At 71.6% G+C, this 15,037-nt stretch carries 18 protein-coding genes and 1 riboswitch; of the genes, 5 read left to right on the forward strand and 13 right to left on the reverse strand.

Annotated features, from left to right (window positions below):
* The first annotated feature begins 128 nt into the window (after positions 1-128).
* Positions 129-1,394, forward strand: a complete 1,266-nt coding sequence (locus ABZ567_RS04990; RefSeq protein ID WP_360784801.1) for a PTS transporter subunit EIIC — start codon at positions 129-131, stop codon at positions 1,392-1,394.
* 62 nt (positions 1,395-1,456) lie between these two features.
* Here the strand turns inward: ABZ567_RS04990 and ABZ567_RS04995 are convergent, their stop codons facing one another.
* Positions 1,457-2,209, reverse strand: a complete 753-nt coding sequence (locus ABZ567_RS04995; RefSeq protein WP_360784802.1) for an MBL fold metallo-hydrolase — start codon at positions 2,207-2,209, stop codon at positions 1,457-1,459.
* A 200-nt stretch (positions 2,210-2,409) separates the two neighbouring features.
* Between ABZ567_RS04995 and ABZ567_RS05000 the strand changes: the two genes are divergently transcribed.
* Positions 2,410-2,886 carry a type II toxin-antitoxin system PemK/MazF family toxin gene (locus ABZ567_RS05000; RefSeq protein ID WP_360784803.1) on the forward strand — a complete coding sequence of 159 codons (477 nt, stop codon included), beginning with the start codon at positions 2,410-2,412 and terminating at the stop codon, positions 2,884-2,886.
* Positions 2,887-3,018: 132 nt separating this feature from the next.
* Here the strand turns inward: ABZ567_RS05000 and ABZ567_RS05005 are convergent, their stop codons facing one another.
* The 7 genes from ABZ567_RS05005 to ABZ567_RS05035 all read right to left on the reverse strand — a co-directional run bounded on the left by ABZ567_RS05005 (position 3,019) and on the right by ABZ567_RS05035 (position 8,284).
* On the reverse strand, positions 3,019-3,969 hold the full coding sequence (locus ABZ567_RS05005; RefSeq protein ID WP_360784805.1) for a cysteine synthase: 951 nt from the start codon (positions 3,967-3,969) through the stop codon (positions 3,019-3,021).
* A gap of 5 nt (positions 3,970-3,974) precedes the next feature.
* The gene (locus ABZ567_RS05010; RefSeq protein WP_360784807.1) at positions 3,975-4,253 is read right to left on the reverse strand and encodes a MoaD/ThiS family protein; all 279 of its coding nucleotides are present in this window, start codon (positions 4,251-4,253) and stop codon (positions 3,975-3,977) included.
* A gap of 92 nt (positions 4,254-4,345) precedes the next feature.
* Positions 4,346-4,462 carry a putative leader peptide gene (locus ABZ567_RS05015; RefSeq protein WP_360784809.1) on the reverse strand — a complete coding sequence of 39 codons (117 nt, stop codon included), beginning with the start codon at positions 4,460-4,462 and terminating at the stop codon, positions 4,346-4,348.
* A 44-nt stretch (positions 4,463-4,506) separates the two neighbouring features.
* Positions 4,507-5,292, reverse strand: a complete 786-nt coding sequence (locus ABZ567_RS05020; RefSeq protein WP_360784811.1) for an ABC transporter ATP-binding protein — start codon at positions 5,290-5,292, stop codon at positions 4,507-4,509.
* Positions 5,289-6,500, reverse strand: coding sequence for an iron ABC transporter permease (locus ABZ567_RS05025; protein WP_360784813.1), 1,212 nt, complete (start codon positions 6,498-6,500; stop codon positions 5,289-5,291). The genes ABZ567_RS05020 and ABZ567_RS05025 overlap by 4 nt, the downstream gene beginning before the upstream one ends.
* Entirely contained in the window at positions 6,497-7,465 is a 969-nt protein-coding gene (locus tag ABZ567_RS05030) for an ABC transporter substrate-binding protein (protein WP_360784815.1), read from the reverse strand. Before ABZ567_RS05030 ends, ABZ567_RS05025 begins: the two co-directional genes overlap by 4 nt.
* 59 nt (positions 7,466-7,524) lie before the next feature.
* Positions 7,525-7,598: riboswitch (cobalamin riboswitch) on the reverse strand.
* A 32-nt stretch (positions 7,599-7,630) separates the two neighbouring features.
* Positions 7,631-8,284, reverse strand: a complete 654-nt coding sequence (locus ABZ567_RS05035; RefSeq protein ID WP_360784817.1) for an HD domain-containing protein — start codon at positions 8,282-8,284, stop codon at positions 7,631-7,633.
* Positions 8,285-8,356: 72 nt separating this feature from the next.
* On the opposite strand from ABZ567_RS05035, the gene ABZ567_RS05040 reads away from it, so the two are divergent.
* Entirely contained in the window at positions 8,357-9,310 is a 954-nt protein-coding gene (locus tag ABZ567_RS05040; RefSeq protein ID WP_360784819.1) for a DJ-1/PfpI family protein, read from the forward strand.
* Here the strand turns inward: ABZ567_RS05040 and ABZ567_RS05045 are convergent.
* The 4 genes from ABZ567_RS05045 to clpS form a co-directional block, all read right to left on the reverse strand.
* Positions 9,298-9,726, reverse strand: coding sequence for a M67 family metallopeptidase (locus tag ABZ567_RS05045; protein WP_360784821.1), 429 nt, complete (start codon positions 9,724-9,726; stop codon positions 9,298-9,300). The genes ABZ567_RS05040 and ABZ567_RS05045 overlap by 13 nt on opposite strands.
* Positions 9,727-9,802: 76 nt before the next feature.
* Positions 9,803-11,230: an amino acid permease gene (locus ABZ567_RS05050; RefSeq protein ID WP_360784823.1), complete on the reverse strand. Its 1,428-nt coding sequence runs from the start codon at positions 11,228-11,230 to the stop codon at positions 9,803-9,805.
* A 332-nt stretch (positions 11,231-11,562) separates the two neighbouring features.
* On the reverse strand, positions 11,563-12,147 hold the full coding sequence (locus ABZ567_RS05055; RefSeq protein ID WP_360784825.1) for a DUF2017 domain-containing protein: 585 nt from the start codon (positions 12,145-12,147) through the stop codon (positions 11,563-11,565).
* On the reverse strand, positions 12,147-12,452 hold the full coding sequence (gene clpS / locus ABZ567_RS05060; RefSeq protein WP_073807902.1) for an ATP-dependent Clp protease adapter ClpS: 306 nt from the start codon (positions 12,450-12,452) through the stop codon (positions 12,147-12,149). The genes ABZ567_RS05055 and clpS overlap by 1 nt, the downstream gene beginning before the upstream one ends.
* Before the next feature lie 111 nt (positions 12,453-12,563).
* Between clpS and ABZ567_RS05065 the strand changes: the two genes are divergently transcribed.
* Both ABZ567_RS05065 and ABZ567_RS05070 read left to right on the forward strand, forming a co-directional pair.
* Entirely contained in the window at positions 12,564-13,892 is a 1,329-nt protein-coding gene (locus ABZ567_RS05065) for a nicotinate phosphoribosyltransferase (RefSeq protein WP_360784827.1), read from the forward strand.
* Positions 13,893-14,010: 118 nt separating this feature from the next.
* Positions 14,011-14,610, forward strand: a complete 600-nt coding sequence (locus ABZ567_RS05070) for a nicotinamidase (protein WP_360784829.1) — start codon at positions 14,011-14,013, stop codon at positions 14,608-14,610.
* Here the strand turns inward: ABZ567_RS05070 and ABZ567_RS05075 are convergent.
* Entirely contained in the window at positions 14,607-14,918 is a 312-nt protein-coding gene (locus ABZ567_RS05075) for a hypothetical protein (protein ID WP_360784831.1), read from the reverse strand. The two genes, ABZ567_RS05070 and ABZ567_RS05075, sit on opposite strands and share 4 nt — an antisense overlap.
* Positions 14,919-15,037 lie beyond the last annotated feature (119 nt).

Genomic DNA, 15,037 nt, shown 5'->3' on the forward strand with positions numbered 1-15,037 from the left:
ACGTGCTAAAACTGGTCTACACCACTCAATGGTGTAGACCACGCGGTCCAGACCACCGCGTTCCACGAGACGTCGCCGTCCCCCCTTTCACTGTCCTCTGGCGGCGCCTTGCCTACTGGAGGAAGTTGATGAGTACGGCCACCGCCCAGGCCGCCGCTCCCGCGAAGAAGCGCGGATCCGGCCTGTTCCAGGGCCTGCAGAAGGTCGGTCGCAGCCTGCAGCTGCCGATCGCCGTACTGCCGGCCGCGGGTATCTTGCTCCGTCTCGGCCAGCCCGACGTCTTCGGCGCCGACGGCCTCGGCTGGGGCAAGGTCGCCACGGTCTTCGCCACCGCTGGTGGCGCGGTCTTCGACAACCTGCCCCTCCTCTTCTGCATCGGCGTCGCCATCGGCTTCGCCAAGAAGGCGGACGGCTCCACCGCCCTGGCCGCGCTCGTCGGCTTCCTGGTCTACAGCAACGTGCTGAAGGCCTTCCCCATCACCGACGCCGTCGTCAACACGACCGCCAACAAGGGTGTCGACGTCGCCGCGACGTACAACAACCCGGGCGTGCTCGGCGGCATCCTTATGGGCCTGATCTCGGCCGTCCTGTGGCAGAAGTTCCACCGCACCAAGCTGGTGGACTGGCTCGGCTTCTTCAACGGCCGCCGTCTCGTCCCGATCATCATGGCCTTCGTCGGCACCGCGGTCGGCGTCGTCTTCGGCCTGGTCTGGGAGCCGATCGGCGCGGGCATCTCCAACTTCGGCGAGTGGATGACCGGCCTCGGCGCCGGTGGCGCCGGCCTCTTCGGCCTCATCAACCGCGCGCTGATCCCCGTCGGCATGCACCAGTTCGTGAACACCGTCTCCTGGTTCCAGATCGGTGACTTCACCAACGCCGCAGGCGAGGTCGTCCACGGTGACCTCAACCGCTTCTTCGCCGGTGACCCGAGCGCCGGAATCTTCATGTCGGGCTTCTTCCCGATCATGATGTTCGGCCTCCCGGCCGCCGCGATCGCCATCGCCCACGCCGCTCGCCCCGAGCGCCGCAAGGCCGTGATGGGCATGATGGTCTCCCTCGCGCTGACCTCCTTCGTCACCGGAATCACGGAGCCGATCGAGTTCACCTTCATGTTCATCGCGCCGGTCCTGTACGCGATCCACGCCGTCCTGACCGCCATATCCATGGCCGTCACCTGGGCCCTCGGCGTCCACGCGGGCTTCACCTTCTCCGCCGGCCTCATCGACTACGGCCTGAACTGGAACCTCGCGACCAAGCCCTGGCTGATCATCCCGATCGGTCTCGTCTTCGCGGCGATCTACTACGTGGTCTTCCGCTTCGCGATCACCAAGTTCAACCTCCCCACCCCGGGCCGTGAGCCCGACGAGGAGATCGAGGACCTCACCAAGGCGTGAGCCTCGCCCGTACCGACGAGAGGGGCCCCGGAACCGTACGGTTCCGGGGCCCCTCTCGTCGTTCAGACCTCGTAGACCGCACCCGGTCTCGCCAGCTCCGCGGGCCCCGCGTACACCGCCCGCGCGTCCGCCAGGTTCCGTTCGCCGTCGGTCCACGGCGGGATGTGGGTGAGGACCAGCCGGCCCACCGACGAGCGGGCGGCCTCCGCCCCGGCCTCCCGGCCGTTGAGGTGGAGCGCCGGGATGTCCTCCTTGCCGTGGGTGAAGGAGGCCTCGCAGAGGAAGAGGTCCGTGCCCTGGGCGAGCTGGTGCAGCGACGCGCACACCCCGGTGTCACCGGAGTACGTGAGCGAACGGCCGCCGTGCTCGATCCGGATGCCGTACGCCTCGACGGGGTGGCACACCTTCTCCGTACGGACGGAGAACGGGCCGATCTCGAAGGCGCCCGGCTTCAGGGTGCGGAAGTCGAAGACCTCGCTCATCGAGGTGGCGGAGGGGGTGTCCGCGTACGCCGTGGTCAGGCGCTGCTCGGCGCCCTCCGGGGCGTAGACGGGGAGCGCGTCGCAGCGGCCGCCCTCGTGCCGGTAGTAGCGGGCCACGAAGTACCCGCACATGTCGATGCAGTGGTCCGCGTGCAGATGGCTGAGGAAGATCGCGTCGAGGTCGTACAGACCGATGTGTCGCTGCAGCTCGCCCAGGGCGCCGTTGCCCATGTCGAGGAGCAGCCGGAAGCCGTCGGCCTCGACGAGGTAGCTCGAACAGGCCGAATCCGCGGACGGGAACGACCCGGAGCAGCCGACGACGGTGAGCTTCATGGAGCGGGGACCTCCGTGGACGGATACGGAAAGCGCGCTGAGGAGGGGGGCTGTGCGGTCTGTCGAGCGTAAGGCGCACCCGGGCCTGTCGCTCCTTCGCGGTGGCCCGTTGTGGGCGAACTCACGGGCTCTGTCACCGGTTCGGATGGATGGTGGGCCGCTGCGGCGGAGCGAGGCGCGCGCCGGTACCGTCTTGAGGTATGGACACGTCGTGGTGGCCCGCGCTGGTCGCGGTCGTGGTGATCGCATTGGTCGTGGCGCTCGCCGACGGATGGAGGCGTTCCGTACGCCGTCCCTCGCGTCGGCCCTCGGGCAGGACGCGGCCGCCCGGCCGTCCGCCGCGGAAGGCTCCGCCTCGGAAGGGGCGGGGGCCGAGACCGGGGGAGATCTGGTGGGCGGACGTGCCGTTCGAGGACGGTCCCGGTTCGAAGGACCGGCCGTGTCTGGTGCTGTCGCGGCGCGGGGACAGTGCGCTGGTCGCCAAGATCACCAGCAAGTACCACGACGAGCGGCCGGGGGTGATCGCGCTGCCGCCGGGGGCGGTGGGCGACGCGCAGGGCAGGCCGAGCTTCCTGGAGACGGACGAGCTGCGGGACGTGCCGGTGAGGGACTTCCGCAGGAGAGCGGGGACGGCGGACCCGGTCGTGTGGGACCGGGTCCGCCATCTCGCGCGTTAGCGGGTACGGGGGTAGGTAGGCCGGGTTCGGGGCCTGCGCCCCCGCCAGGGGTTACGCCCGGGGGGTAGGTAGGCAGGTTCGGGGCCTGCGCCCCCGCCAGGGGCTACGCCCGGAGCCGGCCGCCCCGGAGGGCTACGCCCAGAGCTGGCCCTGGACCGCGGCGATCGCCTCTTCCGTCGTCGCCGCCGTGTAGAGCCCGGTCGACAGGTACTTCCAGCCGCCGTCGGCGACGACGAAGGCGATGTCCGCGCTCTCGCCGGCCTTGACCGCCTTGTTGCCCATGCCGATGGCCGCGTGCAGGGCCGCGCCGGTGGAGACGCCCGCGAAGATGCCCTCCTCCTGGAGGAGTTCGCGGGTGCGGGTGACCGCGTCGGCGGAGCCCACGGAGAAGCGGGTGGTGAGGACCGAGGCGTCGTACAGCTCGGGGACGAAGCCCTCGTCGAGGTTCCTGAGGCCGTAGACGAGGTCGTCGTAGCGCGGCTCGGCGGCGACGATCTTGACGTCGGGCTTGTGTTCGCGCAGGTAGCGGCCGACGCCCATCAGCGTTCCCGTCGTGCCGAGGCCGGCGACGAAGTGGGTGATCGAGGGCAGGTCGGCGAGGATCTCGGGGCCGGTGGTGGCGTAGTGGGCGCCCGCGTTGTGCGGGTTCCCGTACTGGTAGAGCATCACCCAGGACGGGTTCTCGGCGGCGAGTTCCTTGGCGACCCGCACGGCCGTGTTGGATCCGCCCGCCGCGGGGGACGAGATGATCTCCGCGCCCCACATGGTGAGCAGCTGGCGCCGCTCCTCGCTGGTGTTCTCGGGCATGACGCAGACGATGCGGTAGCCCTTGAGCTTGGCGGCCATGGCGAGGGAGATGCCGGTGTTGCCGCTGGTCGGCTCCAGGATGGTGCAGCCGGGGGTGAGGCGGCCGTCCTTCTCGGCCTGCTCGATCATGTGGAGCGCGGGGCGGTCCTTGACCGAGCCGGTCGGGTTGCGGTCCTCCAGCTTCGCCCAGATGCGGACGTCGTCCGAGGGCGAGAGCCGGGGGAGGCGGACCAGCGGCGTGTTGCCGACTGCGGCCAGCGAGGAGTCGTAGCGCATGTGGATCAGACCATGCCACCGGCGACGGCCGGCAGGATCGTGACGTTGTCGCCGTCGGTGAGCTTGGTGTCGATGCCGTCGAGGAAGCGGACGTCCTCGTCGTTGAGGTAGACGTTGACGAAGCGGCGGAGCTTGCCGCCCTCGACGATGCGGGCCTCGATCCCGGTGTGGCGGGACTCCAGGTCGGCGAAGAGCTCGGCGAGGGTCCCGCCGCTGCCCTCGACGGCCTTCTCGCCGTCGGTGTAGGTGCGGAGGATGGTCGGGATGCGGACCTCGATGGCCATGGCGTGGGCTCCTGTCGGAAGTGGCGTGATGGGCGCGCTGCTGGGGCCCCCGCGCGGAGGGGGGTCGTGCGGGGGTGCGCTCGGCCGGTCGCTCAGAGCGCAGCGCGGCGCGGACACATCGCGCTGGCGAGGCGGCACAGGTCGACGTGCAGGCGGCCTACGAGCATGACTGTGCTCGGAGTCTCTTCGCTCACGTCGTGGGAAACCATGGGCTCATCGTATCGATTCCCGGTCCGGGTTTCGGAATGTGATCTCACATGATGGATGATTCCTGCCCGCCTGTCGGACCGTGCAGGTAGACGACGGTCGGGCTGCCGGTCCTGGGATGCGGGATGACCTCGGCGTCCACCCCGTAGACGGCGGCGAGCAGGGCGGGGGTGAGGACCTCGGCGGGGGTGCCGCCGGTGACGACCCGGCCGCGTTCCAGGACGTAGAGCCGGTCGCAGTACGCCCCCGCCAGGTTGAGGTCGTGGAGGGCGAGGAGGTTGGTGGTGCCCAGGGTGCGGACGAGGGCGAGGACGTCCAGCTGGTGGCGGATGTCCAGGTGGTTGGTGGGTTCGTCGAGGACGAGGAGCGCGGGGTCCTGGACGAGGGCGCGGGCGACCAGGGCGCGTTGGCGTTCACCGCCCGAGAGGGTGGGGTACGGGCGGTCGGCGAGGTCCGTGAGGCCGACGCGGGCGAGGGCGGCCCCGGCGCGCTCCCGGTCGGCGCCCGTGTCGCCCTCCCAGAACCGTTTGTGCGGGGAACGGCCGAGGGTGACCAGTTCGCGGACGGTCAGCTCGAATTCGGTAGCGCTGTCCTGGGGGACGGTGGCGACCCTGCGGGCGCGGGCCTTGGGGCCGAGGGCGTGGAGGTCGTCGCCGTCGAGGGTGGCGTGTCCTGCGGTGGGGACGAGGGTGCCGTAGACGCAGCGCAGCAGGGTGGTCTTGCCGCTGCCGTTGGGGCCGATGAGACCGACGGTCTCACCGGGGCGGACGGTGAGGTCGACGGCGTGGAGGCGATCGCCGTACGACAGTCCGTGCAGGCGCAGTTCGGTCACAGGGCTGGTCCTTCGGGGCGGCGGCGCAGCAGCCAGAGGAAGAACGGGCCGCCGGTGAGCGCGGTCAGCACCCCGACGGGGATGTCCTGGGGTGCGGCGACGGTCCGGGCGGCGAGGTCGGCGAGGACCAGGGCGAGCGCCCCGCCGAGCGCGGCGACCGGGAGGAGCCGGCGGTGCGGGGCGCCGACGGCGAGCCGGGCGGCGTGCGGGGCCATGAGGCCGACGAAGCCGACGGCTCCGCTGGCCGCGACCATGACGGCGGTGACGAGGGAGGCGAGGACGAAGATGGCGGCGCGGAAGCGGGCGGTGTCCAGGCCGAGGACGGTGGCGCCCTCCTCTCCGGCGAGGAGCAGGTCGAGGGGGCGGGCGAGGGCGAGGAGGACGCCGGTGCCGAGGACGAGGACGGTGGCGGGCAGGGCGAGGGTGTCCCAGCGGGCGCTGCCGAGGCCGCCGAGGGACCAGTACATGGCCTCCTGGAACTGTTCGGGGCGTCCGGCGAGGACCAGGAGGAGGGTGGCGAGGGCGGAGAGGATGTACGAGACGGCGACCCCGGCGAGGACGAGCCGGGTGCCGGTCATGGTGCCGCCGCGGCGCGCGAGCCCGTAGACGAGGACGAGGGCGAGGAGCGCGCCGGCGAAGGCCCCGGCGGGCAGGGCGACCGTGGTGGTGACGCCGCCGAGCAGGCCGATGCCGCCGCCCGCGACGAGCACGAGGACGGCTCCGGCGGAGGCGCCGGAGGAGATCCCCAGGAGGAAGGGGTCGGCGAGCCGGTTGCGGACGAGGGCCTGGAGGACGGCGCCGACGACGGCGAGTCCGGCGCCGACGACGACGCCGAGCAGGACCCGGGGCAGCCGGACGTCGAGGACGATCGTCCGGTACGGGGAGGGTCCGGCCCGCCCGGTGAGGGCGTCGAGCACCTGGCCGGGCGGGATCCGCACGGAGCCGAGGGCGAGCGAGGCGGTCACGGCGACGGCCAGGGCGAGGAGGAGTCCGGCGACGACGGCCGCGTACCGCAGTGGCCCGCCGGCCGCCCGCACGGGCCGGCCCGAGCGCCCGGCACCGGCCCGCCCGGCCCGGTGGGGCGCGCCGGACCGGGCGGACCGGACGCCCTCGGTGTCAGGGCCGCCCGGCGATGCGGGGCGCGGCGGGGTCCCCGACGGGGCGGCGGGCTCCCCCGGCGTGCCCGTGGCGCGGGTCCCCGAGCTCATCGCGCCGGGTGGAGCTGGGCGGCCAGTTTGCCGACGGCGGCGGGGACGCGGACGCCGAGGACGGTGTCGGACAGGGGCAGAACGGCGAAGCGGCGGTTCCTGATCGCGGGGACGTCCTTGAGGGCGGGGTCGTCGAGGAGCCGCTTCTTCTTCTGTTCGGCGGTGGTGGAGCCGTAGTCGTAGATGACGACGACCTCGGGCGCACGGGCGACGACCTGTTCCCAGGTGGCGTCGCCGAAGGGCTTGTCGAGGTCGGCGAAGACGTTGCGGCCGCCGGCGCGGGTGATGAGCTCGTTGCCGATGCCCTTGCCGCCCGCGGTGAAGGCGGTCTTGTCGCCGCTGTCGTACACGAAGACGGAGACGGGCTCGACGCCCCGCAGGCGCTTGCCGGTGGCGGTGACGGTGTCGCGCGCCTGCCGGACCCAGGTCTCGGCCCGGTCGGGGACGCCGAAGGTCCCGCCGATCTCGCGGACCTCGCGGTAGAGGTCGTCGACGGAGGGCGCGCCGGTCGGGCAGTACTCGGTGTTGAGGCGGGTGTCGATGCCCGCGCGCTTCAGGTCGTCGCGGCTCCGGCCGTCCTTGGCGGTGAAGGCGGAGGTGTACCCGCCGTACACGAAGTCGGGGTTCACGGAGAGCAGGGCCTCCTTGGAGGGGTACTCCTTCGCGAGGACCGGGACGGTGGCGTAGGCCTTCTCGTAGGCGGGGAGGACCGCGTCGTCGAGGTAGGCGGTGCCGACGAGCGACTTCTCCAGGCCGAGGGCGAGCATGATCTCGGTGACGTGCTGGTTCATGGTGACCGCGCGCTTCGGCGGGGCCTGGTACGTCGTCTTCACACCGCAGTTGGTGACGGTGTAGGGGAATCCGGGTGCGGCCTTCGCCGCGGGGGCCTGTTCCCCGGGGGCCGCGCAGCCGGCGAGCAGGGAGACGAGGGCGGCGGGCAGCAGGGCGCGGCGGGGCCAGGTCATGACGGAATGCCTCCTCCGGGGATTTCCACGTCCCCAGTCGGTGGTGAGAGGCGGCAGGTCAGTTCCTGGCTCCCAGCGCCCGGGGGCGCCGGTCACAGTGGCGGGACCGTGCCGGATTCACACCGGCTTCCTGGGTCCTGCCGCCCGTTGGTCCCGGTCAGTGTCTCATTCGGGCCAGCCGGAGTCCTCGATGGTGGTCACGAAGTCGCCGGGGACGAAGCCGGGTTCGAAGTGGCGCAGGACGTCGGCCTTCACGTTGCCGAAGGTGGTGCCGGGCTTGGGGGCGATGCCCTCGGTGAACGCGGCGAGGATGCGCTTCTTGAAGTCGGGGCGGGGGTGGGCGGCGAGGATCGCGGCGCGGTCCTCGGGGGTGACGGCGGTGGGGTCGTCGTAGCCGATGCCGAGGACGTCGTACTCGACGCCGGCGGTGACGAGCGCGACCTCGGGCTCCATGAACTCGGGGATGCCGGGGGTGGTGTGGAGGGCTATGGCGGTCCAGACGCGGCGGACGGCGTCCTCGTCGGCGCCCTGGGCGCGGAGGAAGGCGGCGGCCGCCTCGGCGCCGTCGACCTCGAAGCGGCGGCCGCTGCCGCGGTGCCGCTCCCCCAGGCCGAGGTCGTGGAACATGGCGCCGACGTAGAGGAGTTCGGGGTCGAAGGCGAGGCCCCGGGCGCGGCCCTGGAGGGCGCCGAAGAGGTAGACGCGCCGGGAGTGGTCGTAGATCAGGTCGCTCGTCGTGTCACGGACGAGTTCGGTGGCGGCGGTGGCGAGCCTGCTGTCGGGGATCAGGGCGAGGGCGTTCGTCGCGGGTGCGTTCATGGGGCAAGCCTTGCCGTGGGGGCCGCGGGCCCGCCATGTCCTCACGGACGGGCATCCCACAGAATCGGACACATGACAGTGCACTCGGTGGTGGTGTTCGCCTTCGACGGTGTCCGGCTGCTCGACGTGTCCGCCCCGCTGGAGGTGTTCGCGACGGCGGGGGCGGCCTACGGGGTACGGGTGTGCACGCCCGACGGGCGGGACGTCCGCACCTCGACGGGGCTGCGGATCGGGGCCGACTGCGCGCCGGACGCGGTGACGGCCGTGGACACGCTGGTCGTGCCGGGGGCGGTGGACGTGGCGCGGTGCGTGGCGGCGGCACCGGCGGTCTCGGGGCTCGCGGCGCGCTCGCGGCGGGTGGCGTCCGTGTGCACGGGGGCGTTCGCGCTGGCGGCGGCGGGGCTGCTGGACGGGCGGCGGGCGACGACGCACTGGGAGCACGCGGCGGAGTTGGGCCGGCGGTTCCCGGGGGTCGAGGTGACGGCGGACGCGATCCACGTACGGGACGGGAGGGTGTGGACCTCGGCGGGGGTGACGGCCGGGATCGATCTGTGTCTGGCCCTGGTGGAGGAGGACCGGGGGGCGGCGGCGGCGCGCGCGGTGGCGCGGGACCTGGTGGTGTTCCTCCAGCGGCCGGGCGGGCAGTCGCAGTTCTCGGTCGCCTCGCGCACTCCCCCGACCGGGCATCCGGTGGTCCGGCCGCTCCTGGACGTGGTGGCGGCGGATCCGGCGGCGGACCACAGCGCGTCGGCGCTCGCTCGGCGGGCGGGGGTCAGCGTCCGGCATCTGGCGCGGCTGTTCCGGGAGCAGGTCGGGGCGACCCCGGCGGCGTACGTGGAGCGCGTACGCGTGGAGGCGGCGCGGATGCTCCTGGAGGGCGGTGCGAGCGTGACGGGGGCGGCGGCGCGGAGCGGGCTGGGGAGCGACGAGAGCCTGCGGAGGGCGTTCGCCCGGCATTTCGGGGTGACGCCCTCCGCCCATCTGGCCCGGTTCCGCACGACGTCGGGCGGGTCCTACGCGTCGTAGGCCTCGACGACCTTGACGTCCTCCTCGGTCACGACGCCTTCGACGATGGTGAAGGAGCGGAACTGGAAGGGGCCCGCGCCGTCGCTGTCGGCGGTGGAGACGAGGACGTAGTGGGCGTGGGGCTCGTTGGCGTACGAGATGTCCGTGCGGGACGGGTAGGCCTCGGTCGCAGTGTGCGAGTGGTAGACGACGACCGGCTCCTCGTCCCGGTCGTCCATCTCGCGGTAGAGCTTGAGGAGGTCCGCGGAGTCGAACTCGTAGAACGTGGGCGAGCGGGCGGCGTTCAGCATGGGGATGAACCGCTCGGGGCGACCGGTGCCGGCCGGGCCCGCGACGACCCCGCAGGCCTCGTCGGGGTGGTCCGCGCGGGAGTGTTCCACGATCTGGTCGTACAGGGCCCGGGTGATGGTCAGCATGCCGACAGGATAGACAGACGGGCCGCCCCGTACCGAGGAGTGGTACGGAACGGCCCGGATGCTGGGACGTGGTGGTTCAGGAGCGCTTGACGAACGCCGCACCCTCGGGGTTGCGGGACTTCAGGACCAGGTAGGACACACCCAGGATGAGGCCCCAGACCGGCGCGGCGTACAGGGCGGTACGTGCGCCCTCGTCGATGCCCATCATCACGATGACCATGCCGATGAACAGGAGCGCGAACCAGCTGGTGTACGGGGCTCCCGGGGCCTTGAAGGTGGACTCGGGGAGCTCGCCGCGGTTCGCCTTGGCGCGGTAGCGGAGCTGGGAGACCAGGATCATGATCCAGGCCCACATGCCGGAGATGGTGGCGAAGGAGACGACGTACTCGAAGGCCTTGCCGGGGGCGACGTAGTTGATCCAGACGCCGACGAGCATGAGCGAGGCCGAGAAGGTCAGGCCGAGCAGCGGGGTGCCGCTCTTGGTGAGGCGGGTGAAGACCTTCGGGCCCTGGCCGTTGAGCGCGAGGTCGCGCAGCATGCGGCCGGTGGAGTACATGCCCGAGTTGCAGGAGGAGAGGGCCGCCGTCAGCACCACGAAGTTGACGATGGCGGCGCCGACGCCGAGGCCCATCTTCTCGAAGGCGGCGACGAACGGGGAGACGCCCGGCTGGAACTCGGTCCACGGGACGACCGACAGGATCATGATGAGCGCGCCGACGTAGAAGACGGCGATGCGCCACGGCACGGTGTTGATGGCCTTGGGCAGGACGGTCTTCGGGTCCTTGGACTCGCCCGCGGTGACGCCGACGAGCTCGACGGCGAGGAAGGCGAACATCACGATCTGCAGGGTCATCAGCGTGCTGCCGACGCCGTTGGGGAAGAAGCCGCCCTGGTTCCACAGGTGCGCGACGGTGGCGGTGTCGCCGGCGTCGGAGAAGCCGACGGTGAGGATGCCGGCGCAGATCAGGATCATGCCGATGATGGCGGTGACCTTGACCATGGAGAACCAGAACTCCAGCTCACCGAAGAGCTTCACGGAGATCAGGTTGGCGCCGTAGAGGATGACCGTGAAGACCAGTGCGGAGATCCACTGCGGGATGTTCCACCAGTACGTCATGTAGGTGGCCGCGGCGGTGACCTCGGTGATGCCGGTGACGACCCAGAAGAGCCAGTACGTCCAGCCGGTCACGAAGCCCCAGAACGGGCCGACGAACTCGCGTGCGTACTCCGCGAAGGAGCCGGACACGGGGCGGTACATGAGCAGCTCGCCCAGGGCCCGCATGATGAAGAAGATGACCAGGCCCGCGATGGCGTACGCGAGGATGAGGCTGGGGCCCGCCTTGGCGATGGCCTTGCCGGCGCCGAGGAAGAGGCCGGTGCCGATGGCACCGCCGATCGCGATCATCTGGATCTGCCGGGCGCCGAGGCCTCGCTGGTAGCCCTCGCCGCCCTCCACGGCCCCGTCGGTGCCGTCGTGCTGCTTGTCGACCTGCACAGAGGTCATGGTGATGCGCCTTTCTCCATGCCGATCCGCGCGACTGCGAGTGCGTCTGCCGCGGATCAGATCCTGATCCCCCCGGATGTGAATGGAGTGCCACCGGCGGTCAGCCGGTCGGAGCGCCCTCGGGGACAGGGGTGGCGTCCCCGAGCGGTCGTGAAGATCTATCACGGGTGGGGACGTGATCGAGGGAGTCGCACGTGGCGCAGGCCACGGAAAACGGCGGGCGAAAGGCACTCAATACGGCAAAGTGGACGCTCTGATAACGCATTCGTTATCCGGATTTGAGCGTCCGCTGAGCGAACAGGAGGTGACTTCCGGCGTCGCCGCCAGACGCGTTACGACATCAGCGTCTCGATGAGGGACTCCTGGAGCGCCCCCAGCCAGAGGTACGCCATCACCATCGGCTTGCGCGGGTCGGAGTCCGGCAGCCGGTACAGCTGCTCGCTCTCGTCGTCGTCGGTCACCTCGAGCCGCGTCCCGATGGTCAGCCGGAGGTCGTTGAGCGCCCCGAGCCAGGCCCGCGCCTCGTCCGCGCTCAGCTTCAGGACCGCGCCGCCCTCACCGGCCGCGTCGGCGGAGAGCGCGTCGAGGGCGCGCACCACGACGAGGGCGTCCTCGCGCTTGCGGGCGCGCAGGTCGTTCTCCGTGTAGCGGCGGAAGTCGGACGCCGCCGCCCGCAGCTCCTCGCTGTCGTTCCCGTACGCGTCGGGGAAGAGGCGCTTGAGCGCCGGGTCGGACGGCGGCTTGCTGGGGCCCTCGGCGAAGAGCGCGGCCAGCGGGTCCTCGTTCTTGGCGGGCTCGTCGCCCGGTCCGATCAGCTCCATGAGCTGGACGGCGAGGGAGCGGAGGATGGAGATCTCGACGTCGTCGAGGGCGACGGCGGCGCCACCGCCGGGCAGGGGCTCGAAGTGGCCGGACATCAGAAGCGGTCCTGGGAGAGCGTCGCCCACAGGCCGTAGCCGTGCATCGCCTGCACGTCGCGCTCCATCTCCTCGCGGGTGCCGCTGGAGACCACCGCGCGGCCCTTGTGGTGCACGTCGAGCATCAGCTTGTGCGCCTTGTCCTTGGAGTAACCGAAGTACGACTGGAAGACGTAGGTCACGTAGCTCATCAGGTTGACCGGATCGTTGTGCACGAGGGTCACCCAGGGCACATCCGGCTCGACGACGGCGGAGACCTCCTCGGCCGATTCCGTACGTTCGATCTCAATAGGCGCGACGCTCACTCACCCCATGCTGCCACCCCGGGGGGCCCGTCGCACAAACGGGTCGGGCCGCCCGCACACGGACGGCCTAGAAATCGTCACTCTGACGATTTCTGCGCTAGCATCGCTGACATGAACGCTGCGGACCTTGGGCTGCCGGTGGACGTGCCGTCGACCGCGCTCTTCACCGATCAGTACGAGCTGACCATGCTCCAGGCGGCCCTCGCCGCCGGCACCGCCGACCGGCGCTCCGTCTTCGAGGTCTTCACCCGGCGACTGCCCGAGGGACGGCGCTACGGCGTCCTCGCGGGCGTCGGCCGGGTCCTGGACGCCGTCGAGAACTTCCGCTTCGACCCCGCCGTCCTGGGCTTCCTGCGCGAACACGGCATCGTCGACGAGCCGACCCTGGAATGGCTGGCCCGCTACCGCTTCTCCGGCGACATCTGGGGCTACCCCGAGGGCGAGGTGTACTTCCCCGGCTCGCCCCTGCTGCGCGTCGAGGGCTCCTTCGCCGAGTGCGTGCTCCTGGAGACCGTGATCCTCTCGATCCTCAACCACGACTCCGCCATCGCCGCCGCCGCCTCCCGCATGTCGGCCGCCGCCGGCGGGCGCCGCCTGATCGAGATGGGCGCCCGGCGCACCCACGAGCTGGCGGCCGTCGCCGCCTCCCGCGCCGCGTACGTCGGCGGCTTCGACTCGACCTCGGACCTCGCGGCGGGCTTCCGCTACGGCATCCCCACCGTCGGCACCTCCGCCCACGCCTTCACCCTCCTCCACGACAGCGAGCGGGACGCCTTCCAGGCACAGGTCGACAGCCTCGGGCACGGTACGAGCCTGCTCGTCGACACCTACGACGTGACCGAGGCCGTCCGGACCGCCGTGGAGGTGGCGGGCCCCGGGCTCGGGGCCGTCCGGATCGACTCGGGCGACCTGCTGCTCGTCGCGCACCGGGTGCGGGCGCAGCTCGACGAGCTGGGCGCGCGGGACACGAGGATCGTCGTCACCTCGGACCTCGACGAGTACGCCATCGCCTCGCTGGCGGCGGCCCCGGTCGACGCGTACGGGGTGGGCACACAGCTGGTCACCGGCAGCGGTCACCCGACCTGCTCCATGGTCTACAAGCTGGTGGCGCGGGCGGCGTCGGCCGACCTGAAGGCGCCCCTCGTGCCGGTCGCCAAGAAGTCCCTGGGCGGCAAGGCCTCGGTCGGCGGCCGCAAGTGGGCGGCGCGGCGGCCCGACGCGTACGGGGTCGCCGAGGCGGAGGTCGTCGGCACGGGTCCTGTGCCGCCGGAGCTCGCGGACCACCAGCTCCTGGTCGAGTTGGTCAAGGGCGGCGACGTGGTGGCCAGGGAGCCGCTGGAGGCCGCCAGGTCCCGGCACATCGCGGCTCGCGCGGGGCTGCCGATGTCGGCGATGCAGCTCTCCCGGGGCGAGCCGGTGCTCCCGACGGAGTACGTGTGACGCCGACGGAGTGCGTGTAGGAAGCCCCGAACGGAGGATCGGGACGCCCCCTCCCGGTGGGAGGGGGAAGTCTCTAGGCTCGAAGCCACCCCTCCCCGACCCGCTAAGGACACCCGCCATGCACCGCGCATTGATCGTTGTGGACGTTCAGAACGACTTCTGCGAGGGCGGCAGCCTCGCGGTGACCGGCGGCGCGGACGTCGCCGCCGCCATCACCGACCTGGTCGGCCAGACGGCGGGCACCTCCTACCGGCACGTGGTCGCCACCCGCGACCACCACGTCGACCCGGGCGCGCACTTCGCCGCCGCGGGCGAGGAGCCGGACTACGTCACGTCCTGGCCGGTGCACTGCGTGGCCGGTACGGAGGGGGTCGGCTTCCACCCGAACTTCGCGCCGGCCGTCGCCAGCGGGGCGATCGACGCGGTCTTCGACAAGGGCGCGTACGACGCGGCGTACAGCGGCTTCGAGGGGCGCGACGAGAACGGGCGGACGCTCGCGGAGTGGCTGCGCGAGCGGGACGTCACCGAGGTCGACGTGGTGGGCATCGCGACGGACCACTGCGTCCGGGCGACGGCTCTGGACGCGGCCCGTGAGGGCTTCCGGACCCATGTGCTGCTCGACCTGACGGCGGGCGTCGCGAAGGAGACGACGGACCGGGCCCTGGAGGAGCTGCGGACGGCGGGCGTGGAGCTGACCGGCAAGCCCGTGGTGCCCTAGGCCACGGGTTCCCTCGGGAGGGACCGTACGGGGTGCCAGAGCTCCTGGGCGGTGCCCGGGGTGGATCTCCACAGCAGGCCGTCCGGGTGGTGCAGGACGGCGGTGACCTCGTCCGGGGTGGGGGGCTCGCTGTTGCCGCGGAGGTAGACCGCCCGCAGCCCCAGGTTCCGCAGCCGGGTCAGGGCGCGGGCGCGGTTCGCGGCGTGTACCAGGAAGCGGACGGTGACGCCGTCGCGGGCGGGGCTCGGCAGCCCTATCGCGACGACCACGCTGCCTCCGGGCAACTTGCAGAACCCTCCGTTGGGCATGCGGAACCACTCCCCCGTGGATCGACTGTCAATAAGAAAAGCGTCAGACGCACCTAAACACGATCGGCCGTCGCCCGCTAGTGGGGCGACGGCCGATCATGCTTTGACCTGCGGTTTTA

The organism is Streptomyces sp. NPDC016459 (assembly GCF_040632845.1).
In the GTDB taxonomy this organism is placed as follows: Bacteria; Actinomycetota; Actinomycetes; order Streptomycetales; family Streptomycetaceae; genus Streptomyces.

Bases quoted from the DNA above. Each gene is read 5' to 3' on its own strand.
- ABZ567_RS05050 (WP_360784823.1), bottom strand. From the start codon at position 11,230: ATGACCTCTGTGCAGGTCGACAAGCAGCACGACGGCACCGACGGGGCC.
- ABZ567_RS05025 (WP_360784813.1), bottom strand. From the start codon at position 6,500: ATGAGCTCGGGGACCCGCGCCACGGGCACGCCGGGGGAGCCCGCCGCC.
- ABZ567_RS05010 (WP_360784807.1), bottom strand. From the start codon at position 4,253: ATGGCCATCGAGGTCCGCATCCCGACCATCCTCCGCACCTACACCGAC.
- ABZ567_RS05005 (WP_360784805.1), bottom strand. From the start codon at position 3,969: ATGCGCTACGACTCCTCGCTGGCCGCAGTCGGCAACACGCCGCTGGTC.
- ABZ567_RS05070 (WP_360784829.1), top strand. From the start codon at position 14,011: ATGCACCGCGCATTGATCGTTGTGGACGTTCAGAACGACTTCTGCGAG.
- ABZ567_RS05065 (WP_360784827.1), top strand. From the start codon at position 12,564: ATGAACGCTGCGGACCTTGGGCTGCCGGTGGACGTGCCGTCGACCGCG.
- ABZ567_RS04990 (WP_360784801.1), top strand. From the start codon at position 129: ATGAGTACGGCCACCGCCCAGGCCGCCGCTCCCGCGAAGAAGCGCGGA.
- ABZ567_RS05075 (WP_360784831.1), bottom strand. From the start codon at position 14,918: ATGCCCAACGGAGGGTTCTGCAAGTTGCCCGGAGGCAGCGTGGTCGTC.
- ABZ567_RS05045 (WP_360784821.1), bottom strand. From the start codon at position 9,726: ATGCTGACCATCACCCGGGCCCTGTACGACCAGATCGTGGAACACTCC.
- ABZ567_RS05055 (WP_360784825.1), bottom strand. From the start codon at position 12,147: ATGTCCGGCCACTTCGAGCCCCTGCCCGGCGGTGGCGCCGCCGTCGCC.
- ABZ567_RS04995 (WP_360784802.1), bottom strand. From the start codon at position 2,209: ATGAAGCTCACCGTCGTCGGCTGCTCCGGGTCGTTCCCGTCCGCGGAT.
- ABZ567_RS05015 (WP_360784809.1), bottom strand. From the start codon at position 4,462: ATGGTTTCCCACGACGTGAGCGAAGAGACTCCGAGCACAGTCATGCTC.
- ABZ567_RS05030 (WP_360784815.1), bottom strand. From the start codon at position 7,465: ATGACCTGGCCCCGCCGCGCCCTGCTGCCCGCCGCCCTCGTCTCCCTG.
- ABZ567_RS05000 (WP_360784803.1), top strand. From the start codon at position 2,410: ATGGACACGTCGTGGTGGCCCGCGCTGGTCGCGGTCGTGGTGATCGCA.
- ABZ567_RS05035 (WP_360784817.1), bottom strand. From the start codon at position 8,284: ATGAACGCACCCGCGACGAACGCCCTCGCCCTGATCCCCGACAGCAGG.
- ABZ567_RS05040 (WP_360784819.1), top strand. From the start codon at position 8,357: ATGACAGTGCACTCGGTGGTGGTGTTCGCCTTCGACGGTGTCCGGCTG.